The organism is Streptomyces sp. NPDC004788, assembly GCF_053601115.1.
This window is the reverse complement of the sequence record NZ_JBSGBF010000051.1, coordinates 26,569-47,122: the sequence shown is the minus strand read 5'-3', so window position 1 is coordinate 47,122 and position 20,554 is coordinate 26,569. Positions and strand designations below refer to the sequence as shown.

Annotated in this window: 21 protein-coding genes; 13 read left to right on the top strand and 8 right to left on the bottom strand. The window is 71.9% G+C overall.

All coding sequences use genetic code 11. The features are described 5' to 3' along the window. Positions 1 to 9: 9 nt before the first annotated feature. Both ACWEJX_RS22295 and ACWEJX_RS22290 read right to left on the bottom strand, forming a co-directional pair. Entirely contained in the window at positions 10 to 963 is a 954-nt protein-coding gene (locus ACWEJX_RS22295; protein ID WP_451609159.1) for a hypothetical protein, read from the bottom strand. A gap of 56 nt (positions 964 to 1,019) precedes the next feature. Continuing rightward, complete coding sequence (locus ACWEJX_RS22290) at positions 1,020 to 1,544, bottom strand: hypothetical protein (protein ID WP_451609158.1); 525 nt, start codon at positions 1,542 to 1,544, stop codon at positions 1,020 to 1,022. 637 nt (positions 1,545 to 2,181) lie between these two features. Here ACWEJX_RS22290 and ACWEJX_RS22285 point away from each other — a divergent pair. The 4 genes from ACWEJX_RS22285 (at position 2,182) to ACWEJX_RS22270 (ending at position 6,925) form a co-directional block, all read left to right on the top strand. After that, positions 2,182 to 3,411, top strand: a complete 1,230-nt coding sequence (locus ACWEJX_RS22285; RefSeq protein ID WP_451609157.1) for an RCC1-like domain-containing protein — start codon at positions 2,182 to 2,184, stop codon at positions 3,409 to 3,411. A 16-nt stretch (positions 3,412 to 3,427) separates the two neighbouring features. Then, entirely contained in the window at positions 3,428 to 4,591 is a 1,164-nt protein-coding gene (locus ACWEJX_RS22280; RefSeq protein ID WP_451609156.1) for an RCC1 domain-containing protein, read from the top strand. Positions 4,592 to 4,642: 51 nt separating this feature from the next. Next, positions 4,643 to 5,836, top strand: coding sequence for an RCC1 domain-containing protein (locus ACWEJX_RS22275; RefSeq protein WP_451609155.1), 1,194 nt, complete (start codon positions 4,643 to 4,645; stop codon positions 5,834 to 5,836). Positions 5,837 to 5,926: 90 nt separating this feature from the next. After that, entirely contained in the window at positions 5,927 to 6,925 is a 999-nt protein-coding gene (locus ACWEJX_RS22270) for a TAXI family TRAP transporter solute-binding subunit (RefSeq protein ID WP_451609154.1), read from the top strand. A 21-nt stretch (positions 6,926 to 6,946) separates the two neighbouring features. Here the strand turns inward: ACWEJX_RS22270 and ACWEJX_RS22265 are convergent, their stop codons facing one another. Further along, complete coding sequence (locus ACWEJX_RS22265; protein ID WP_451609153.1) at positions 6,947 to 8,350, bottom strand: HAMP domain-containing sensor histidine kinase; 1,404 nt, start codon at positions 8,348 to 8,350, stop codon at positions 6,947 to 6,949. A gap of 18 nt (positions 8,351 to 8,368) precedes the next feature. Continuing rightward, complete coding sequence (locus ACWEJX_RS22260; protein WP_451609152.1) at positions 8,369 to 9,076, bottom strand: response regulator transcription factor; 708 nt, start codon at positions 9,074 to 9,076, stop codon at positions 8,369 to 8,371. A 246-nt stretch (positions 9,077 to 9,322) separates the two neighbouring features. On the opposite strand from ACWEJX_RS22260, the gene ACWEJX_RS22255 reads away from it, so the two are divergent. The 8 genes from ACWEJX_RS22255 (at position 9,323) to ACWEJX_RS22220 (ending at position 15,920) form a co-directional block, all read left to right on the top strand. Further along, positions 9,323 to 10,108 (top strand): amino acid ABC transporter ATP-binding protein, encoded by a 786-nt coding sequence (locus tag ACWEJX_RS22255; protein WP_451609151.1) that lies wholly within the window; start codon positions 9,323 to 9,325, stop codon positions 10,106 to 10,108. Between the two features lie 156 nt (positions 10,109 to 10,264). Further along, the gene (locus tag ACWEJX_RS22250) at positions 10,265 to 11,182 is read left to right on the top strand and encodes a glutamate ABC transporter substrate-binding protein (protein ID WP_451609150.1); all 918 of its coding nucleotides are present in this window, start codon (positions 10,265 to 10,267) and stop codon (positions 11,180 to 11,182) included. Positions 11,183 to 11,315: 133 nt separating this feature from the next. After that, a complete protein-coding gene (locus ACWEJX_RS22245; protein WP_403798690.1) occupies positions 11,316 to 11,963 on the top strand; it encodes an amino acid ABC transporter permease in 648 nt (215 codons plus the stop codon). Continuing rightward, entirely contained in the window at positions 11,960 to 12,862 is a 903-nt protein-coding gene (locus ACWEJX_RS22240) for an amino acid ABC transporter permease (protein WP_451609149.1), read from the top strand. The genes ACWEJX_RS22245 and ACWEJX_RS22240 overlap by 4 nt, the downstream gene beginning before the upstream one ends. A 191-nt stretch (positions 12,863 to 13,053) precedes the next feature. Continuing rightward, entirely contained in the window at positions 13,054 to 14,712 is a 1,659-nt protein-coding gene (locus ACWEJX_RS22235; RefSeq protein WP_451609148.1) for an FAD-dependent monooxygenase, read from the top strand. An 11-nt stretch (positions 14,713 to 14,723) separates the two neighbouring features. Further along, entirely contained in the window at positions 14,724 to 14,831 is a 108-nt protein-coding gene (locus ACWEJX_RS22230; RefSeq protein ID WP_403798682.1) for a putative leader peptide, read from the top strand. Between the two features lie 43 nt (positions 14,832 to 14,874). Then, positions 14,875 to 15,438 (top strand): cysteine dioxygenase, encoded by a 564-nt coding sequence (locus tag ACWEJX_RS22225; protein WP_451609147.1) that lies wholly within the window; start codon positions 14,875 to 14,877, stop codon positions 15,436 to 15,438. A gap of 83 nt (positions 15,439 to 15,521) precedes the next feature. After that, complete coding sequence (locus ACWEJX_RS22220) at positions 15,522 to 15,920, top strand: rhodanese-like domain-containing protein (RefSeq protein ID WP_451609169.1); 399 nt, start codon at positions 15,522 to 15,524, stop codon at positions 15,918 to 15,920. 7 nt (positions 15,921 to 15,927) lie between these two features. Here ACWEJX_RS22220 and recX read toward each other — a convergent pair whose 3' ends face one another. The 4 genes from recX to ACWEJX_RS22200 all read right to left on the bottom strand — a co-directional run bounded on the left by recX (position 15,928) and on the right by ACWEJX_RS22200 (position 19,472). Beyond that, positions 15,928 to 16,494: a recombination regulator RecX gene (gene recX / locus ACWEJX_RS22215; protein ID WP_451609146.1), complete on the bottom strand. Its 567-nt coding sequence runs from the start codon at positions 16,492 to 16,494 to the stop codon at positions 15,928 to 15,930. A gap of 3 nt (positions 16,495 to 16,497) precedes the next feature. Then, on the bottom strand, positions 16,498 to 17,631 hold the full coding sequence (recA, locus tag ACWEJX_RS22210) for a recombinase RecA (RefSeq protein ID WP_451609145.1): 1,134 nt from the start codon (positions 17,629 to 17,631) through the stop codon (positions 16,498 to 16,500). A gap of 199 nt (positions 17,632 to 17,830) precedes the next feature. Then, on the bottom strand, positions 17,831 to 18,946 hold the full coding sequence (locus tag ACWEJX_RS22205; RefSeq protein ID WP_451609168.1) for an AI-2E family transporter: 1,116 nt from the start codon (positions 18,944 to 18,946) through the stop codon (positions 17,831 to 17,833). 331 nt (positions 18,947 to 19,277) lie between these two features. Further along, on the bottom strand, positions 19,278 to 19,472 hold the full coding sequence (locus ACWEJX_RS22200) for a DUF3046 domain-containing protein (RefSeq protein ID WP_403798673.1): 195 nt from the start codon (positions 19,470 to 19,472) through the stop codon (positions 19,278 to 19,280). Positions 19,473 to 19,551: 79 nt separating this feature from the next. On the opposite strand from ACWEJX_RS22200, the gene ACWEJX_RS22195 reads away from it, so the two are divergent. Further along, complete coding sequence (locus ACWEJX_RS22195) at positions 19,552 to 20,523, top strand: hypothetical protein (protein ID WP_451609144.1); 972 nt, start codon at positions 19,552 to 19,554, stop codon at positions 20,521 to 20,523. The last annotated feature ends 31 nt before the right edge of the window (positions 20,524 to 20,554 follow it).

Sequence of the window (20,554 nt, the reverse complement as noted above, 5' to 3'; positions counted from 1 at the left end):
GGTGGGGGCTCAGGAACCGCTGCGGTCGGGCCGCAGGACGTCGACCCGCTTCGGTACGGCGCCGGGGGCGAGCGCGTCACGGGCGGGCAGCGAGCGCGGGGACGACGGCGGGCCGGGGTTGGGAGCGGTGCCGCCGGCCGTGTTGCCGGTGGGGCGGGTGCGGCCGCACAGATTGGCCGGGGCGGCGTAGGTCTGGGCGACGAAGCTGCTGGAGTTGACCATGGAGGGGCTGTCCACGGCGATGCCGGAGATCTGCGAGCCGGAGTCGGCGACGAGTTTGCCCACGACCCGCCGCATGGCGGCGCTCGCGCCGAAGACCAGCATGTCGTAGGGCTTGACGGTCGACTTGTAGGTCGTCGTCTCGGTGTTGTCGATCGTCCACGACTTGGAGTACGTGGCCTTGAAGGCTGCCTCGAAGGCGAGTTTGGCGCTCATCGAGCCGGCCACCTTGCCGCCGGCCGCGACGCTGGTCTTGGTGCCGTTCGTGGAGGTCGGGCCGTCCTTGAGGTTCGGCGTCTTGTGCTCGCTGGTCATGTCGTTGGTGAGGTTGGTGGTGACCTCGCCGGAGGCGGTGATGGTGCCCTCCGCGGTGATCTTGCCGGAGATCTCACCGCCGATGTTGTCGGTGCTGGTGGTGCGCAGGGTGACCGTGCGGTCGACGCTCATGTCGCTCTCGGTGCAGTTGACGACCGAGTTGCCGAGGGACCGTACGGCGGTCGCGAACTCGCGTCCCTGCTTGGGGTCGATGACGAAGCGGCAGGCGTCGGGCTTGGTGTCGCAGTACTTCAGGACGTCGGCGACCTTCGCCGGGCGCCCGTCGGCGGCGACGGCGGTCGGGGTCGGCGGTTCGCCGGGCCCCTCGTCGGCGCCGACGGCGGCCGGGGCGAGCGGCCCGGCGAGGCCGAGGGCCAGGGCGGGGACGAGGGCGTGGAGCAGGAGCAGCGCGGGACGGCGCGAGGGCATGGGACATCCCTTCGGGACGGGGCGTACGGGTGCGGGCGGGCCCGACGGGCCAGGGATCAAGAACCGAGCAGCGAGCAGAGCTGCGAGACCGGGAAGGGGGACAGTGCCGGGTCGGCGGAGCCCGCGGGGAGCGAGGCCGGGAAGTCGGCGCAGGTGGCGCTCCCGACGTCGGCGGCGCTGCTGGTCGTCTCGGGCTTGAAGCCGTTGACGGCGGCGGTCATGTCGTCCATGCCCTTCTGCTCGCCGTTGTTGCCCTTGGCGAGCCCGGACATGCAGGCGTCCGCGCCCGGCGAGCCGGGCTTGCACTTCTCCAGGTCCTTGCCGATCTCCTTGATGTCCTTGTCGGCCTGCGTGGCGGACTCCTTGGTCTTCTTCTTCTCGGCCGCGATCTCCTTCGCCTCGTTGGCGTTGGTCTCCTTGTCCAGACACTCCTGGTCGTCCGGCTTGCACTCCTCGGCGAAGGCGACGGAGGCGGCGGTGGCGGCCGCCCCGCCCGAAAGGACGAGCGCGGAGGCGAGGACGGCGGCGCCGATCGCCCGCCGCAGGAGCAGCGGACGGCGGACACGGGTCACGGAGGGCATGGCAACTCCCTGGGGACGGAGGTGAATTGACGGGTACGGCGACGGGCGCGGCGATCACGGCAGGGACCGCCATCAAGATCGCCAAGCGCATTCCGACGCTAACCGGACCGGTCCCGGCGCCCCGGCAGGACACACGGCGCGGCGCGGGCCCCGAGGCCCGCTCACCGCATCGGCGGAGCGCACCCGGGGTCCGCCGGACGGGCTGCCAACATCGCCGCCCGGAGTAGTGGTCCGAGCGGTGTGGCGGGCCCCCTCCGGATGGATCGCCGGGCCGGTCGGGTGACGGATCCGGGCCCGCCTCGCGCGGGGTCTCACCCGCCCGGCCGCCGCCGGTCGGCGGCTCCGCCCAGGGGGCGGGCGGAACCCGGCGCGCGCCGCCACGATCCGGTGAATTCGCCGCCACGGCCGCGACCTCGAACAGCCGTCCGCCATACGGCTGTTTCAACGCTCCCGGATCGCGCCGGTGATCACCCTCGGCAAGGCTGCTGCTGTGTCCGACGGCCCGTCCCGGCCGTCCGGACGGCCCCGGGCGCGCCATGCCCGCGGGCCGAGCCCTCCCCGTACGACCCCGTCCGAGCTCGTGCGTCCCCGTGCGGCTCGTGCGCCCTCGTACGGCCTCACGAAGGAGAGCAGCACCATGTCCCGATCACACCGGTCCCGACGCGTTCCCCTGCGCCGCCGGCTCCGCCGGAGCCTCGCCGCCGTCACCGGGGTCGCCGCGCTCACCGCGCTTCCCGCGCTCGCTCCCGCCGCCACGGCCAACGAGGCCGCGCCGACCGTCCTCGCCTGGGGCGCCGGACGCACCGGCCAGCTGGGCAACGGCACGCTCAACGACAGCCTGTCCCCCGCCTCCGTCAGCAACCTGTTCCGCGGCGACGTCGACCAGATGTCGGCAGGCGGCACGTCCTCGGCGGACTCGTTCGTGCTCGCCCGCACCGACAAGACCGTGAAGGCCTGGGGCCACAACTCCTCGGGCCAGCTCGGCAACGGCGGCAACGACAACCAGACCGTGCCGACCACCGTCCCGCGCCTGAACAACATCAAGGACATCGCGGCCGGCGGCCGGCACGCCCTCGCGCTCGACACCAGCGGCCAGGTCTACTCCTGGGGCGACAACTCCTACGGCCAGCTCGGCAACAACCGCACCGGCGACAGCCGCGTCTACCCGGACCGCGTCCAGGGCATGCCGAAGGTCAAACAGATCTCGGCCGGCTGCGACTTCAGCCTCGCGCTCCTGGAGAACGGCAAGGTGTACGCGTGGGGCCGCGGCATCCACGGCCAGCTCGGCACCGGCAACCGCCAGACCAGCTCCGTGCCCCGGCTGGTCCAGGGCCTGGAGAACGTCGTCTCCATCGACGCGGGCTGCTACCACGCCCTCGCCCTGACCGCCGACGACACCGTGAAGTCCTGGGGCTACAACCTCTACGGCCAGCTGGGCAACTCCAGCACCAAGTCCTCCACCGTCCCGGTCGACGTCGACTGGCTGGAGGGCGTCTCCCGGATCGAGGCGGGCGCCTTCCACAACTACGCCGTCATGAGCGACAGCCACGTCTGGGGCTGGGGCAACAACCAGTACGGCCAGCTCCTGGAGTCGGACGAGGCCACCGACTCCGACATCTCGCTGACCAACCGCACCGCCCCGGTCGAGATCCCGCGCCTGGAGGGCGTCCAGCACCTCGCGGCGGGCGCGCGCCACGGCGTCGCGATCATCGCCGACACGGTCGACACCTGGGGCAACAACAGCGAGGGCCAGCTCGGCAACGGCACGACCGTGTCCCGCTCCTCGCCGGTGCAGGTGCTCGACGAGGGCTCGAAGATCAAGGACGTGGTGGCGTCACTGGGCGGCAACACGACGTACGCGTACTGAGCGGGGTGCGTACGTGATGACGTACTGCTCCCTCGTACGCGTGACCGTCGCGCTGGCCGCGGTGCTCGCCCTGGGCGCCCCCGCGCACGCCGAGCCGAGCGATCCGTGGGTACGGGCCTGGGGCCTGGGCGGCTCCGGGCAGCTCGGCAACGGGTCCACGGTCGACCAGCAGACGCCGGCGTCCGTCCGGGGCATCCGACGCGACGACGTGCGCGAGCTGGCGACCGGCGGCGGCAACGCCAATCTGGACTTCGCGCTCGCCCTGCTCAGGGACGGCACCGTCCAGTCCTGGGGCGGCAACGCGAACGGCCAGCTGGGCGACGGCACCACGACGAACCGGCCGGCCCCCGCGGCCGTCGCCGGACTCTCCGGAGTCTCGGAGGTCGGCACGGGGTACAGCTTCGCGGCCGCCGTACGCGGCGGGCGCGTGTGGGCCTGGGGCGCCAACGACAACGGCCAGCTCGGCAACGGAGCGACCTCGACCACCGCGACCACGCGGCCCGTGGCCGTACAGAGCCTGAACAAGGTCAAGGACATCGCCCTCGGCTGCCATCACACCCTCGCCCTGCGCGAGGACGGCACGGTCTGGACCTGGGGCCGGAACAACGACGGCCAGCTCGGCATCGGCACCCTCGTCGACCAGAACACCCCGAAGCGGGTGCCCGGCCTCACGGATGTCGTGGCCGTGGCCGCGGGCTGCTTCCACTCCGTGGCCCTCGCCTCCGACGGAACGGTCAGGGCATGGGGGCGGGGTTCCAGCGGCCAGCTCGGCAACGACGGCTTCGACAACAGCTCGTCCCCCGTGGACGTGAAACTCCTGGACGAGGTCAAGGCGGTCCACGCCGGCTGGTACCACAACGTGGCCGTGACGGCCGACGGAGATGCGCGCGCCTGGGGCTGGAACGGCAACGGCCAGCTGGGCGACGGCACGACCGCCAACCGCGCCGTCCCGGTCCCCGTACCCGGGCTCAAGGGCGTCGAGGCCCTGTCCCTGGGCTGGAAGCACACCGTGGCCCTCCTCGACGACCAGTCCGTCCTCGCGTGGGGCGACAACAGCGCCGGCCAGCTCGGCGACGGCACCACCACCTCGTCCCCGTCGCCCGTCACCGCCCTGCCGCCGGGCAGCGGCACCACCCGCCTGCCGGCCTCCCTCCCGTGGAAGACGAGCTACGCCTACTGATCCGAAGGTCGGTCCACCGACAGGTCCACCGACAGAACGAAAGGCACGCAGATGACCCCACCCCTGCGTCTCACCCTCCTCGCCGCCCTGTCCCTCGCGGCGCTCCCGCTCACCCCGGCCCACGCCCAGTCCCGCGCCGGCACCGACCCCTGGGTCCGCTCCTGGGGCGAGAACGCCCAGGGCCAGCTGGGCAACGGCTCCACGCTCGCCCAGCAGACCCCGTCGGCCGTCACCGGCATCGCCCGGGACGACGTCCGCAAGCTCTCCGGCGGCGGCACGGGCACCGGCACCGGCGCCGCCCTCACCGCCTTCGCCGTCGCGCTCCTGAAGGACGGCACCGTGAAGTCCTGGGGAGCCAACGGCGTCGGACAGCTCGGCAACGGCACCACCACCGGTCAGAACTTCCCGGGCACGGTCGCCGGCCTCACCGGCGTCAGCGCGATCTCGGCCGGCCTCAACCACGTCCTCGCGGTGAAGGGCGGCCGGATCCTCGCCTGGGGCAGCAACACCTCCAAGCAGCTGGGCACCGGCAAGGACACCACCGACCCGGCCAAGACTCCGCTGCCGGTGCAGAGCCTGGACAAGGTGAAGGACGTCGGCGCGGGCTGTGACTTCAGCGTGGCGCTGCGCCAGGACGGCACCGTCTGGACCTGGGGCAAGGGCGACAACGGGCGGCTCGGCACCGGCAACAACACCACCCGCGACACCCCGCAGATGGTGCCGGACGTGACCGACGTCGAGTCGATCTCGGTGGGCTGCGAGTACGTCCTCGCGCTGACCGCCGACGGCACGGTCAAGGCCTGGGGCAAGGGCACCGAGGGCCAGCTCGGCAACGACACCACCACGGACAGCAACAAGGCCGTGGACGTCGCCTACCTCGACGCCGTCGCCAAGGTCTTCGCGACCAACGCGACCAGCTTCGCGATCCTGGACGACGGCAGCGTGGCCGGCTGGGGCAAGAACACCGAGCGGCAGCTCGGCGACGGCACCGCCGCCAACCGCACCACCGCCGTCGTGCTCGATCAGCTCGTCGGCGTGCAGGACATCGCGGGCGGCGCCGACTACACCATCGCCGCGCTCGACAACGGCTCGGTGATCGGCTGGGGCGGCAACGCCGCCGCGCAGCTCGGCGACGGGACGACGACCGCGACCACCGGCACGGCGGCCACGACGGCGCTGCCGCCGGGCAGCGCGATCACCCATGTGTCGACGACGATGACCGGGAAGTCCAGCTTCGCCTACTGAGCGCCACGCGCGGCTCACCCCCCGTCCTGGACAGGGCCCGGCACGGGTCCGCCCTGGCCAGGACGGGGACGAAGCTGGCAGGATCGCGCCATGCCCGCCGCACTCTCCCGCACCGCCCGCCGCCGCCTGCTCCAGGTCTCGGCGGCTCTCCTGGTGGTCGCGGGAGTGCTCGTGTGGTGGCTGGTTCCGTTCGGCGCGAAGACGCCGAGCGGGCACATCACCTTCAGCACCGGCGTACCGACGGGCGTCTACCAGAAGTACGGAGCCCTGCTCCAGCGCGCGCTGGCCAAGGACCTGCCGGACGTCTCGATAACGCTGAAGGACAGCGAGGGCTCGCAGCAGAACCTCGCCCGGCTCGCCTCGGGCGAGGCCGACTTCACGGTGGCGACGGCGGACGCGGTGGCCCAGTACCAGCGCGACCGCAGGCCCGGCTTCGAGCACCTGCGCGGCTGCGCGCGGCTCTACGACGACTACGTGCAGCTCGTCGTCCGCAAGGGCTCGTCCATCCAGTCGGTGGCCGATCTGCGCGGGCTGCGCGTCGGCGTCGGCCAGGCGGGGTCGGGGGTGCGGCTGATCGCCGACCGGGTCCTGGCGGCCGCCGGGCTCACCCCGGACGTGGACGTGAAGCCCGTGTCGGCGGGCATCGACACCATGCCGGGGCTCATGGAGCGCGGGAAGCTGGACGCGTTCTTCTGGTCGGGCGGGCTGCCCACCCAGGCCGTGCAGGAGCTGTCCGAGCGGCTGCCGGTCCGCCTTGTGCCGCTGGACGCCGCTCTGGTGGACAGCCTGCACGACGTGGGCGAGTCCACCCGCTTCTACCGTTCGGCGGTGATCCCGGCCGACGCCTACACGCTCGCCCAGGACGGCAACCCGGTGGAGACGCTGGCGGTGGCGAACATCCTGGTCACCATGGACAAGGCCGATCCCGACCTGGTCGAGGGCATCACCCGTACGGTCATCGGCAGCCGCGACGGGATCGGCAACCAGGTGCACCCGGCCCAGCTGGTGGACCTGCGGACCGCGATCTACACCGACCCGATCCCGCTGCACGAGGGCGCCCGGCGGTACTACCGCTCCGTGAAGCCCTGATCGCCCGCGCTCCGCTGGTCGTCACGGGGCACGCGGGTCGTCGCGCGGCACGCGTACGGTCACCTTCAGGCCGTGCGGCTCGTTCCGCGCGTACGTGATCGTGGCGTGGCCCGCCGCGAGCAGCACCCGGGCGATGGACAGGCCGAGGCCCGAGCCCTTGACGTTCTGGTGGCGGCCCGAGCGCCAGAAGCGGTCGCCGACGCGCTCCAGCTCCTCGTCGGTGAGCCCGGGCCCGTGGTCGGCGACCTCGATCTCGACGAGACGCCCGCCGGGGGTGAGCCGGACGGCGACGTCGACGTCCTCGCCCGCCGGGGTGAACTTCAGCGCGTTGTCGATCACCGCGTCGAGCGCGCTGGACAGCGCCACCGGGTCCGCCCAGGCGGTCAGGGCGGCGACGTCGGCGACGATCGCCACGCCCTTCTCGTCGCCTACCGGCCGCCAGGAGGCGACCCGCTCGGCGGTGAGCGCGCCGATGTCGGTGAGCCGCAGGTCGGCGGCGGTGTGCTCGGCGAGCGCGAGGTCGAGCAGGTCGTCGAGGACCTGCGCGAGCCGCTTGCCCTCGGTGCGTACGGAGGCGATCTCCTCGTTGCCCTCGGGCAGTTCGAGGGCGAGCAGCTCGATGCGCAGGAGCAGCGCGGCGAGCGGGTTGCGCAGCTGGTGGGAGGCGTCGGCGACGAAGGCCCGCTGCTGTTCGAGGACGTCCTCGACGTGGTCGGCCATCTCGTTGAACGAGTCGGTGAGCCGCCGCAGTTCGGGCGGTCCGCCGGCGGCGGCGACGCGGGACTTCAGCCGGCCGGTGGCGATGTCGTGGGTGGCGGCGTCCAGGACGCGTACGGGCCTGAGCACCCAGCCGGTGAGCCGGAAGGCGGCGCCGACGGCGAGCAGCATGGCGGCGGCCTCGCCGGCGAAGATCAGCAGCCAGCCGTGCAGGATGCGGGAGCGCAGCTCGCCGGTGGGCGAGTCGGTGACGACGACGGCGACGACGTCCCCGTCCCGTACGACCGGTGAGGCGACGATCAGCCGGGCGTTGCCCTGCCAGGGCCAGACCTGCGAGGGGTCGTGGCTGCGGCGGCCGAGCAGCGCCTCGTTGAAGGCGCGTCTGGCCTCGCCGTCGTACGGGACGACCCAGTCCTCGGGGGCGGCGGCCATCGACCGGTTGTCACGGTAGAAGATGCCGGCCCGGATCCCGTACACCTCGTGGTAGCTGAGGAGCTCGCGGCCGAGGGTGGTGCGGCGCTCGTCGAACACGAAGCGGTTCTCGCTGACGAACTGGGCGAGGGCGGCGAAGCGGGCCGAGTCGTCGAGCCGGTCGACCACCACCCGCTGCTGTTCGGAGGCGGCGGTGCTGGCGGCCAGCGGGAAGCCGAGGGCGAGCAGGACGCCGGCCATCAGGACGATCAGGAGCGGGAGGAGACGGGTGCGCACGGGAGATCGGGGCCGGGCTCACGCGGCGGGCGGGACCAGGCGGTAGCCGACGCCCCGCACGGTCTCGATCAGGGTGGGCATGCGCAACTTCGAGCGCAGGGAGGCGACATGGACCTCCAGGGTGCGGCCGGTGCCCTCCCAGCTGGTCTGCCAGACCTCGCTGATGATCTGCTCGCGGCGGAACACCACGCCGGGGCGCTGGGCGAGCAGCGCGAGGAGGTCGAACTCCTTGCGGGTGAGCGGGACGACCTCGCCGTCGACGCTGACCCGGCGGGTCGGCAGCTCGACGGTGACGGCGCCGAGCCGCAGGGTGGTGCTGTCCTCGCCGGTGCCGGTGGTCTCCTCACCGGCGGCGCTGCGCCGGCTGACGGCGTGGATGCGGGCGAGCAGCTCACCGGTGTCGTAGGGCTTGACGACGTAGTCGTCGGCGCCGAGATTGAGGCCGTGGATCCGGGAGCGCACGTCGGAGCGGGCGGTCACCATGATCACGGGGGTGCTGGTGAGCTTACGGATGCGGCCGCAGACCTGGTATCCGTCCAGGTCCGGCAGGCCGAGGTCGAGCAGGATCACCCCGTACGAGGGGCGCTCGCCGTGCGCGGCGGGCAGCACGGCCTGCAGCGCCTCCTCGCCGTTGCGGGCGTGGGTCACGGAGAAGCCGTGCTTGGCGAGGATCGCGGAGAGCGCGGCGGCTACGTGGTCGTCGTCTTCGACGAGCAGCAGTCTCACGGAGCCCTCCTCTTTCGATCTCGGCGCGGGGTGATGAGCTGGGTGACGCGCGGGGTGATGCGCGGGGTGGTGCGCGAGGTGATGACTATCTGTGTACCAGGGCGCGGAGGTCAGGGCCATACCGTTCACGCAGCGTATCCGGTCGCGACCCTATCGTTATGCTCAAACTTCGCTCAGATGTGATGACGCTCGTCCCGCCCGATCTCTAGTGTCCAACCCAACCGAGCAGGACGGAGCGAGAAGCCGATGAGCGGAGTGTCAGTGACCAAGGGTTCGCAGGACGCCGTGCGGGCGACGGACGACCTGGTCGTGCTGTCCGCCGTGAACAAGCACTTCGGCGCGCTGCACGTACTCCAGGACATCGATCTGACGATCCACCGCGGCGAGGTCGTGGTGGTCATCGGTCCGTCCGGGTCCGGCAAGTCCACACTGTGCCGCACCATCAACCGCCTGGAGACGATCGACTCCGGCAGCATCACCATCGACGGGAAGCCGCTGCCCCAGGAGGGCAGGGAGCTGGCGCGGCTGCGGTCGGACGTCGGCATGGTCTTCCAGTCCTTCAACCTCTTCGCGCACAAGACCGTGCTCGAGAACGTGATGCTGGGCCAGATCAAGGTCCGCGGCGTGGAGAAGAAGGAGGCCGAGGCCAGGGCCCGCGCCCTGCTCGACCGGGTCGGCGTCGGCACGCAGGCCGACAAGTACCCGGCGCAGCTCTCCGGCGGCCAGCAGCAGCGCGTGGCCATCGCCCGCGCGCTCGCCATGGGCCCGAAGGTCATCCTGTTCGACGAGCCGACCTCGGCGCTCGACCCGGAGATGATCAACGAGGTCCTGGACGTCATGCAGCAGCTGGCCGCGGAGGGCATGACGATGGTCGTCGTCACGCACGAGATGGGCTTCGCCCGCTCGGCCGCCAACCGCGTGGTGTTCATGGCGGACGGCCGGATCGTCGAACAGGCCACCCCGGACGAGTTCTTCAGCAACCCGCGCAGCGACCGTGCCAAGGACTTCCTGTCGAAGATCCTGCACCACTGACGGCCCCCGTGACCGCCACCGACGGACCCGGTGACCCGCCACTGACGGTTCCCGTGATCCGTACCCCTGGCGCCACGCGTCCGGAACTCCTTCGTCACTCCCGGCTACTTGCTGCACACTGACGATCAACTATCCACGACCTGAGGGATTTTCACGATGAAGCTCCGCAAGACCGCGGCCGTGGCCGTTGCCGTGCTCGCGCTGACCGCGACCGCCTGTGGCGGCAAGGAGGGCTCGGCCGGTGACAAGCCCGCCGCCAAGCCCGGCGACGCCGACGCCCCCGCGCTGCCCACGTACACCGTCTCCGGCGGTGTCGACCTGAACTCGCCGACCTTCAAGAAGGCCAAGGAGCGCGGCAAGCTGATCATCGGCTCCAAGGCCGACCAGCCGTACCTCGGCTTCGAGGACCAGGCCACGAAGAAGCGCTCCGGCTTCGACATCGAGATCGCCAAGATGATCGCCGCCGACCTGGGCTTCTCCGAGGACAAGATCGAGTGGAAGACGGTCGACTCCAAGCTCCGTGAGACGGCGATCGCCACGGGCCAGGTCGACTACTACGTCGGCACCTACACGATCAACGACAAGCGCAAGGCGCAGGTCGGCTTCGCCGGCCCGTACTACAAGGCCGGCGCCGACCTCCTGGTCCGCAAGGACGAGACCGCGATCACCGGCCCGGAGACCCTGAAGGGCAAGAAGGTCTGCTCGATCACGGGCTCGACCCCGCTCCAGGAGATCAAGAAGCCGAAGTACGGCGCGGAGACCGTCGAGCTCGGCAAGTACTCCGACTGCGTCCAGCAGCTGCTCACCAAGCAGGTCGACGCCGTCACCACCGACGACTCGATCCTCAAGGGCTACGCCGCCGCCAACGCCGGCAAGCTCAAGGTCGTCGGCAAGCCGTTCACCGAGGAGCCGTACGGCATCGGCATGAACAAGGACGACAAGGCCCTCCGCGACGAGGTGAACCGCATCCTCGAGTCGCACGAGAAGGACGGCACCTACAAGCGGATCTACGACGCCACCCTCGGCCTCTCCGGCTCGGCCTACACCGAGCCGCCGGCGGTCATCCGCTACTGATCCGCCGCTGAACCACCCCTGAGCGAGCGCCTCGTGGCACCGTCCCCCTCCCCTCGGTGCCACGGGGCGCCCCACCCCTGCCCGTAAGCCTGCCTCGCGCAAGCCTGCCGCCGACTGCCGACGCGGAGTCCTCATGAACGTACTGCTCGACAATTTCGCGGAGTTCCGCAACGGTTTCATAGGAACCGTGGAGATCACCGTCGTGAGCTCGGTCATCGCGCTGCTGCTCGGCGTCGTCATCGCCGGCTTCCGGGTCTCCCCCGTTCCCCCGCTGCGCTTCTTCGGCACCGCCTGGGTGACGCTGCTGCGCAACACCCCGCTGACGCTGCTCTTCCTGGTCTTCTTCTTCGTCGTCCCGGAGATCCTCTTCCCGGGCATGAGCCCCTTCGTGCTCGCCTCGCTCGCGCTCGGCTTCTACACCTCCTCGTTCGTCTGCGAGGCCGTCCGCTCCGGCATCAACACCGTGCCGCTCGGCCAGGCCGAGGCCGCCCGCTCGCTGGGCCTGACCTTCACGCAGACGCTGCGGCTGATCGTGCTGCCGCAGGCCACCCGGACCGTGCTGCCCCCGCTGAGCTCGATCTTCATCGCGCTGACCAAGAACTCGGCCATCGCCGGCGCCTTCAGCGTCACCGAACTGTTCGGCTGGCAGACGCTGATGAGCGAGCAGGGCTACGCGATCGTCCCGATCTTCGTCTGGGTCGCGCTCGCCTACCTCGTCATCACCTTCGCCATCAGCGGACTCTTCCGACTCCTTGAGCGCAACCTGGAGGTCGCCCGATGAGCGCCAGCGTTCTCTTCGACACGCCCGGCCCCAAGGCCAAGGTCCGCAACCGGATCTACGCCGTCGTCGGCACCCTCGCCCTCCTCGCGCTGCTCGTCGTCAGCATCATGCGGCTGAGCGACAAGGGCCACCTCGACTACGCGATGTGGGACATCTTCAACTACGCGGGCATCCGGCAGAACATCGCCGACGCGCTGCTCGCCACCCTGAAGGCGTTCGGCCTCGCCGCCGTCGGCTCCCTCGTCCTCGGCGTGCTGCTCGCCGTCGGCCGGCTCTCCGACCACGCGGCGGTCCGCTGGGCGGCCACCGCCTTCATCGAGGTCTTCCGCTCGATCCCGCTGCTCATCACGATCTTCGCGGTGTGGGTCGGCTTCCTCACCGACTACTCGATGTGGGCGCTCGCGCTCGGCCTGTCGGTCTACAACGGCTGCGTCCAGGCCGAGGTGCTGCGCGCCGGCGTCAACGCGGTGCCGCGCGGCCAGCGCGAGGCGGCGTACGCGCTCGGCATGACCAAGACGCAGGTGATGACCAGCGTCCTGCTGCCGCAGGCGGTCCGGGCCATGCTGCCGACGATCATCAGCCAGCTGGTGGTCACCCTGAAGGACACCTCGCTCGGCTTCGTCATCCTCTACCCCGAGCTGCTCTACTCGGCCCGCCTGATCGCCTCCAACACGCTCGTCAACGGCCAGTACCCGTACGTGTCCGTGATCGTGGTCTTCGGCGCCATCTACATCGCGCTGTGCCTGGCGCTGTCCGCGCTCGCGACCTGGATCGAGAAGCGCGGCCGGCGGGCGAAGACCGGCATCAAGGTCTCCGACGCGGAGGCCCAGGCGATCGTCGTCACCGCCGACGCCGGGCAGCACGGCGGCACCGGCGGGGCCGGTTCCGCACAGAACTGACGGCATGTGACATCATCCGGGGGCAGTGGCGACCGCCGCTGCCCTTGTCACTTGACGCACGCACCCGCAGTGGGTTGCATACGTTCTGTGATCAAGCTCCGGGCCCGCGCCACCCTCTGCTGTGCTTCCCGCGCGGCCGTACGGAACGAGACCGTACGGCCCTGCGCGCATTCAGGTTCAGGAGCCGCACCGTGGACCCGGTGATCATCGTGGGCGCGGGGCCCGTAGGCCTCGCGCTCTCCCTCGCCCTCGCTGCCCAGGACGTGCCCAGCGTCGTCCTGGACGAGACCCCGGGCAAGGAGGAACCCCGCCCCGCGCGCACCGTCGTGCTGCGCGCCGACATGGCCGCCCTGGTCGAGCGGCTCGGTTGCGCCACGCTGCGTGACGAGGGCCTGCGCTGGGTCGGCTGGCGCGCGATGCGCCGTCGGCAGCAGACCCGGCACGTCGCCCTCGACCTGGGCCTCCCGGGCGAGGACGGCGCCGAGGACGGCCCGGAAGCCCCGGCCGCCCCGCTGCACGTCCCGCAGCACGCCCTCGCCCGCGGCCTGCGCGACGCCATCGCCCGGCAGCCGCTCGTCACCCTCGTCACCGACTCCCGGGTCGACACGATCGAGCAGGACGCGCTGGGCGTCCGCGCCCACACCCGGGGCCCGGCCGGCACCTGGTGGCGCGGCAGTCATCTGGTCGGCTGCGACGGCGCCCGCTCGATCGTGCGCAAGCTGCTCGGCGTCCGCTTCCCCGGCCGTACGGCGGTGGAACGCCACGCGGTCGCCGCGCTGCGCACCGAACTCCCCTGGCCCGGCGAGGCCCTGTTGCACCGTCAGCCGCCATGGCGGGGCGTCGGCGACGAGATCGCCGCGCGGCCGCTGCCCGACGGGGTGTGGCGGATCGACTGGCTGCTGCCGCCGCGCGGCGACCTGGTCACCCCCGAGGCGCTCGTCAGCCGCATCCGCGACACCCTGGCCGGCTGGTGCGAGGGCACCACCCCGGCGTACGAGCTCATCGACACCGGCGTCCACACCGTGCACCACCGGCTCGCCCGGCGCTGGCGGGTGGACCGGGTCCTCCTCGCCGGCGACGCGGCGCACCTGCTCGGCGCGGTCGGCACCCAGGGCGTCGACGAGGGCCTGCGGGACGTGGACAACCTGGCCTGGAAACTGGCCCACACCTGGCACCACCCGGACACCTCGCCCGTACTGCTCGACAGCTACCAGAGCGAGCGCAGGGCCGCCGTCGCCGCCCTGCTGCGCGCGGCCGACCAGGCGCTGCCGGTGCTGCGCGGCGGCGGTGGGCTGCGCACCATCCTGCCGGGCGGCGGACGGAGCCACGACGCCCTGCTCACCGACGGGCACCTGGGCCGTGGTCCGCTGGGCGCGCTGCCCGCCTATCCGCACTCGCCGCTCGCGCCCGAGCCCACCGAGGGCCGCATCCCGGTGGGCACACCGGACGGCGGTCCGGTCGAGGACGTACGGGTGACCGCGCCCGACGGCACGACCGTACGGCTCCGGGACCGGCTCGGTCAGGGCCGGCTGCTCGTCGTGCTCGTCGCCCCCGGCACCGGGGTGTGGGACCGCCGGCACTGGGTGAGCGCGGGCGTGATGCCCCGGCTCGCCGAGGCCGTGGACGCGCTGCCCGCCCCCGCGGAACTGTTGGTCACCGAGGCATATCCGGGCGCGCCGGCCCACGCGGTGCTGCTCGTCCGGCCCGACGGCCATCTGGCCGCCGCCTTCGCCGGAGTGCGGCCGGAGGAACTGCACGCGGCGGCGGACGCGGTGCGGGGCGGGAGCGGGGCGGACGAGGAGGCGGCGGAGCCGGAGGCGAGCGAAGACGCGGTGGCAGAGGCCAATTGACCACCGCGGGCGTGCGTGGTGTACTCCGGAGCGTGACCGACACCCCTGTGCGCCTGTGGCGGAGGGTCCATGTGGACCTGATCCGCTACGCGGGCTGCGTGTGTCGCCCGTCCTGCTGAATTCGCCTCCCTTGCAGCTTCGCGAACCTCAGGACGGTCATCCGTGCCCCAGACTCAGCACACCCCTGCGCCCGTTCCGGGCTCCCCCGCACCCGGGTCCCCCGCCTCCCTCGTTTCCCCCGGCCAGGCCGATCTGCTGGACTTCGTCCGGCGCACGGCCGCCGACACCGCGCTGATCGACTCGCTTCCGCTCGACCCCGAGGGCCGTACCTGGGTGCGGCTCGACGGCCCGGGCGGCAGCGAGGCCTGGCTCATCGGCTGGCCGCCCGGCACGGGGACCGGCTGGCACGACCACGCCGAGTCGTTCGGCGCCTTCGCCACCGCGCGCGGCACCCTGCGCGAGAACTCCCTCGCGGTGCGGCTTCCGGCGGGCGGCTGGAAGAACCTGGAACTCGCCGACGACGTCGACCGCAGCCGCGCCCTGCCGGCCGGCCGCGGCCGGGCCTTCGGCCGCCACCATGTGCACGAGGTGCTCAACGAGTCCCCCGACGGTCACGCGATCTCGGTGCACGCCTACTACCCGCCGCTCCCCCTGATCCGCCGCTTCAGCCGGACCGGCGCGGTCCTGCGCCTGGAGCAGGTCGAGCGCCCGGAGGACTGGCAGTGAACGACGAACGGGCCGGTGGACCGACCGGCGAGCGGGTCGGTGATGGGGCCGGCGAGCGGGCCGACGAGTGGGTCGGCGAACGGATCGGTATCGACGAACTGCTGGAGCGGGTACGGGCCGGCCTGGACCGGATCGACGCCCGCACCGCCCACGCGGCCTACCGCGCGGGGGACGCCCTGCTGATCGACACCCGCTACGCGGCCCTGCGCGAACGGGACGGCCTGATCCCGGGCGCGCTGGTCGTCGAGCGCAACGAACTGGAGTGGCGCCTCGACCCGCTCGGCAGCCATCGCCTCCCCGAGGCCGACAGCCACGATCTTCGGGTCGTGGTCCTCTGCAACGAGGGCTACGCCTCCTCCCTCGCCGCCGAGTCCCTGCGCCGGCTGGGGCTGCGCCGCGCGACCGACGTCATCGGCGGCTTCCAGGCCTGGAAGGCGGCGGGACTCCCGGTCCTGCTCCCGAGGCGCCCGGCCACGGGGTAGCAGGGCCCTAGAACGGCTCCTCCAGGCCCTCGGTGTCCTCGCCCTCTTCCGCCAGGGCCTGGCGGACCACCCGCAGCGCCATGCCCTCGGGGTACCCCTTGCGGGCGAGCATGCCGGCGAGTCTGCGCAGCCGCCGGTCGCGGTCGAGGCCGCGGGTGGCGCGCAGCTTGCGGTCGACGAGCTCGCGGGCCCGGGCCTCCTCCTGGTCGGAGTCGAGCCGGTCGACCGCTTCCTGGATCAGGGTGGGGTCGACGCCCTTGGTGCGCAGCTCGCGGGCGAGGGCACGGCGGGCCAGGCCCCGGCCGTGGTGCCGGGAGTCGACCCAGGCCCCGGCGAAGGCCGCGTCGTCGATGAGCCCGACGTCCTCGAAGCGGGAGAGCACCTCCTCGGCGACCTCATCCGGGACCTCCCGCTTGCGCAGGGCGTCGGCGAGCTGCTTGCGGGTGCGGGGGGTCCCGGTGAGCAGGCGCAGGCAGATCGCCCGCGCCCGCTCAGCCGGGTCCTGGGACGACAGCTCCTTCTCGGCCCTCGACGAGTCGGGGCTGTCGTCCGGCCATTCGGTGCGACCGGTCACGGGTCAGCTCTTGGCCGCCGTGGCCTTGGTCGCCTTGGCGGCCTTGGCCGGGGCCGGGACGGACTTGCCCGCCTCGTCGCCCGCCGCGTCCGTGCCGCTCGCGGCGGCGTCCGCGCCCGGCTCCGCCGAGGGCTCCTCGGGCCGCACGCCGACGCCCAGCTTCTCCTTGATCTTCTTCTCGATCTCGTTGGCGAGGTCGGGGTTGTCCTTCAGGAAGTTGCGGGCGTTCTCCTTGCCCTGGCCGAGCTGGTCGCCCTCGTAGGTGTACCAGGCACCGGCCTTGCGGACGAAGCCGTGCTCCACGCCCATGTCGATCAGGCCGCCCTCGCGGCTGATGCCCTGGCCGTAGAGGATGTCGAACTCGGCCTGCTTGAAGGGGGGCGCGACCTTGTTCTTGACGACCTTGCAGCGGGTCCGGTTGCCGACCGCCTCCGTGCCGTCCTTCAGGGTCTCGATGCGGCGGATGTCGATGCGCACGGAGGCGTAGAACTTCAGGGCGCGGCCACCGGTCGTGGTCTCCGGCGAGCCGAACATCACACCGATCTTCTCGCGGAGCTGGTTGATGAAGATCGCGGTGGTCTTGGACTGGTTGAGCGCGCTGGTGATCTTCCGCAGCGCCTGGCTCATCAGTCGGGCCTGGAGACCGACGTGCGAGTCGCCCATCTCGCCCTCGATCTCCGCACGCGGGACGAGCGCGGCGACGGAGTCGATGACGATCAGGTCGAGGGCGCCGGAGCGCACCAGCATGTCGACGATCTCGAGGGCCTGCTCACCGTTGTCCGGCTGGGACAGGATGAGGTTGTCGATGTCGACGCCCAGCTTGCGGGCGTACTCGGGGTCGAGCGCGTGCTCGGCGTCCACGAAGGCGACCTGGCCGCCGGCCTTCTGCGCGTTGGCCACGGCGTGCAGGGTCAGGGTCGTCTTACCGGAGGACTCCGGGCCGTAGATCTCCACGACACGGCCGCGCGGCAGGCCGCCGACGCCGAGCGCGACGTCGAGGGCGGTCGAACCGGTCGGGATGACCTCGATCGGCTCCCTCGAGCGCTCTCCCATGCGCATGACGGCACCCTTGCCGAATTGCCGTTCAATCTGTGCGAGCGCGGCGTCGAGCGCCTTCTCGCGGTCGGTTCCTGCCATGGGTTCCACCCGGTTTGCTTGAGTCGATCGCTTCATGTGAAAGACGCTAACCCCTGCCACTGACAATGGGCCCCGGCGTCCCTCTCAGCCTGTGGATAACTCGGCGACAAGCCCGTGGTTCCAAGGCCCGGGAACCCATAAGAATGGATGTTCGATTTTGGTGTCAAGCGCACCACGCCGGTGCCGCACCCGCCCGCGGCTACTGCTCCTTCCGCTGGTGCAGCGCCCTCTGCAGCCGGGCGACGACCGCCTCCCCGTACCGCCGGTGGCCGTGCACGCGCGGATCGTCGGTCACGTCGTACCGCCTCACGTAGGCACCGAGGAACGCCTGGAGGGTGGCGACGGCGGGGATGGCGATCAGGGCGCCGACCGCGCCGAGCAGGGCCGTGCCCGCGATGACCGAGCCGAAGGCCACGGCCGGATGGATGTCCACGGTCTTCGACGTCAGCTTGGGCTGCAGCATGTAGTTCTCGAACTGCTGGTAGACCACGACGAACACCAGCACCCACAGCGCGTACCAGGGGTCCACGGTGAAGGCGATCAGCATCGGCAGGGCGCCCGCGAGGTACGTGCCGATGGTCGGGATGAACTGCGAGACCAGGCCGACCCAGACGCCGAGCGCCGGCGCGTACGGCACGCCCAGGATCTCGAAGAGCACGAAGTGCGCCACGCCCGAGATCAGCGCCATCAGGCCGCGCGAGTAGAGGTAGCCGCCGGTCTTGTCGACGGCGATCTCCCAGGCCCGCAGCACCTCGGTCTGCTTGGCCGGCGGCAGCACGGAGCACAGCGCGCGGCGCAGCCGCGGCCCGTCGGCGGCGAAGTAGAAGGCGAAGAGGAAGATCGTCAGCAGTTTGAACATGCCGCCGAGCAGGGTCGCCGAGACGTCCAGGACACCGGAGGCGCTGTTCTGCACGTACTTCTGCAGCCAGCCGGAGCGCAGCACGCTGTCCTGGACCGCGACCCGGGACAGCTCGGTGTGGAAGTGCTGGTTGATCCAGTTGATCAGCAGGTCGAGGTACTTGGGGAAGTTCTCGACCATGTCGACGATCTGGCCCGCGAGCATCGACCCGAGCATCACGACGAAGCCGATGCCGGCGATGAGCACGGCGAAGAAGACCAGGAAGGTGGCGAGCCCGCGGCGCATCCCGCGCGCCGCCATCCGCCCGACGGCCGGCTCGATGGCGAGGGCCAGGAAGAAGGCGAGCAGGACGTTGACGAGCAGCCCGACGAGCTGGTGGAAGGCCCAGTTCCCGAGCTGGAAGCAGGCGTAGAGGGCCAGAGCGAGTATCAGGGCGCGGGGCAGCCAGCGAGGCATCCGCGCGACGCCGCCGGAGGCGGGGTCGGCCACGGGCGGGGCGGTCGGGGCCGGGCCGGTCGAGGCCGGGTCGGACGCGGACCGGGCGGTCGCCGCCGCGTCGGACGCGGCCGGGTCGGCGGTCACCGTGCCGGCCGTGCTGCCGCGCGGGCCGGGACGGGGGCCGGGCCCGTGCGCGGAGCGGGGTTCGGGGAGCGGTTCGGGACGGAGGTCGGGGTGGATGTCGTCACGGGTCTCGTCGTCGGTCTCGTCGGTCTCGTCGTTCGCGTCAGTCGGGGCCACCCCGCCAGTCTCGCGCACCGCACGGACATTCCTGCCCGGACCCGTCACATCATCGCTTCTCGGCCGGTACCCCGACCGCCGTGCACACCGCCCGCCAGACGTCCTTGGCCTCCCAGCCGGCGTCCAGCGCCTCGTGCACCGTGCGTCCGCCGAGCTCCGACATCACATGGTCCCGGGCGAAGGTCTCCGCGTAGGACGCACCGAAGTGGTCGGCCATCAGTTCCCAGAAAATCGTCAACCGCATGACCCCAGTATCCCGCCCTCACGAGTGCAGCCCGGGCCGAAGCCCTTGTCAGACGCGGTTTCCCGCCTACGGTCGGAACATGGCCGGAAATCCTCCAGAAATCCCCGCTCCGTCCGCGTCTCCGCTCGAGTCGGTGTCGGGGTCCGCACACGCCTCGCCGCTCGCGCGGGCCGAGCGGTTCGTGTGGCTGACCGCCCGCGTGCTCGAACAGCGCCGGTTCGCCTACCACTTCCTGCGCGGCGGCGCGGACCCGGTCGAGGCCGCGCTCACCGCGTACCTCAACGAGGACGGCGGCTACGGCCACGCCCTCGAACCCGATCTGCGCGGACCGGTCAGCCAGCCCCTGCACACCGCGCACGCGCTGCGGGTGCTCGACTCCATCGGCCGGTGCGGCGGGCTGCGGGTCGAGCGGATCTGCCGCTATCTGACCGAGGTGTCCACCCACGACGGCGCGCTGCCCGCCGTGCACCCCTCCCAACGCGGATATCCGGCGGCGCCGTTCGTGCCCGTCGTCGACGCCCCGCCGAGCGAGCTGCTCGCCACCGGCCCGGTGGTCGGCCTGCTGCACCGCAACCAGGTCTGGCACGCCTGGCTGTTCCGGGCGACCGAGTTCTGCTGGGCCGCCGTGGACGCCCTGGAGAAGTCCCACCCGTACGAGATCCAGGCCGCCGTCGCCTTCCTCGACGGCGTCCCGGACCGCGCCCGCGCGCAGGCGGCGAGCGACCGGCTCGGCCGCATGGTGCGCGAGCAGGGGCTCGCGGTGCTCGACCCGGAGCGGCCGGAGGACTACCCGGTCGCCGCGGGCTACGCGCCGGGCGAGCACCACTATCCGCACGACTACGCGCGCGTGCCGGACTCGCTCGCCCGCCGCTGGTTCACCGAGGAGGAGATGGCCCGGTCCCTCGACCACCTCGCCGCCGCCCAGGACGCGGACGGCGGCTGGCCGATCAACTGGCGCCAGTGGGCGCCGGGCCCGGCCCTGGAGTGGCGCCCGATCGTCACCGTGGAGGCACTGCGAACGCTGCGCGCACACGGCCGGACGATCGGCTGAGGGCGCCGGTCGCCGGGCCCGGCACCAACCG

Bases quoted from the DNA above. Each gene is read 5' to 3' on its own strand.
- ACWEJX_RS22295 (WP_451609159.1), bottom strand. From the start codon at position 963: ATGCCCTCGCGCCGTCCCGCGCTGCTCCTGCTCCACGCCCTCGTCCCC.
- ACWEJX_RS22290 (WP_451609158.1), bottom strand. From the start codon at position 1,544: ATGCCCTCCGTGACCCGTGTCCGCCGTCCGCTGCTCCTGCGGCGGGCG.
- ACWEJX_RS22285 (WP_451609157.1), top strand. From the start codon at position 2,182: ATGTCCCGATCACACCGGTCCCGACGCGTTCCCCTGCGCCGCCGGCTC.
- ACWEJX_RS22280 (WP_451609156.1), top strand. From the start codon at position 3,428: ATGACGTACTGCTCCCTCGTACGCGTGACCGTCGCGCTGGCCGCGGTG.
- ACWEJX_RS22275 (WP_451609155.1), top strand. From the start codon at position 4,643: ATGACCCCACCCCTGCGTCTCACCCTCCTCGCCGCCCTGTCCCTCGCG.
- ACWEJX_RS22270 (WP_451609154.1), top strand. From the start codon at position 5,927: ATGCCCGCCGCACTCTCCCGCACCGCCCGCCGCCGCCTGCTCCAGGTC.
- ACWEJX_RS22255 (WP_451609151.1), top strand. From the start codon at position 9,323: ATGAGCGGAGTGTCAGTGACCAAGGGTTCGCAGGACGCCGTGCGGGCG.
- ACWEJX_RS22250 (WP_451609150.1), top strand. From the start codon at position 10,265: ATGAAGCTCCGCAAGACCGCGGCCGTGGCCGTTGCCGTGCTCGCGCTG.
- ACWEJX_RS22245 (WP_403798690.1), top strand. From the start codon at position 11,316: ATGAACGTACTGCTCGACAATTTCGCGGAGTTCCGCAACGGTTTCATA.
- ACWEJX_RS22240 (WP_451609149.1), top strand. From the start codon at position 11,960: ATGAGCGCCAGCGTTCTCTTCGACACGCCCGGCCCCAAGGCCAAGGTC.
- recA (WP_451609145.1), bottom strand. From the start codon at position 17,631: ATGGCAGGAACCGACCGCGAGAAGGCGCTCGACGCCGCGCTCGCACAG.
- ACWEJX_RS22205 (WP_451609168.1), bottom strand. From the start codon at position 18,946: ATGCCTCGCTGGCTGCCCCGCGCCCTGATACTCGCTCTGGCCCTCTAC.
- ACWEJX_RS22200 (WP_403798673.1), bottom strand. From the start codon at position 19,472: ATGCGGTTGACGATTTTCTGGGAACTGATGGCCGACCACTTCGGTGCG.
- ACWEJX_RS22195 (WP_451609144.1), top strand. From the start codon at position 19,552: ATGGCCGGAAATCCTCCAGAAATCCCCGCTCCGTCCGCGTCTCCGCTC.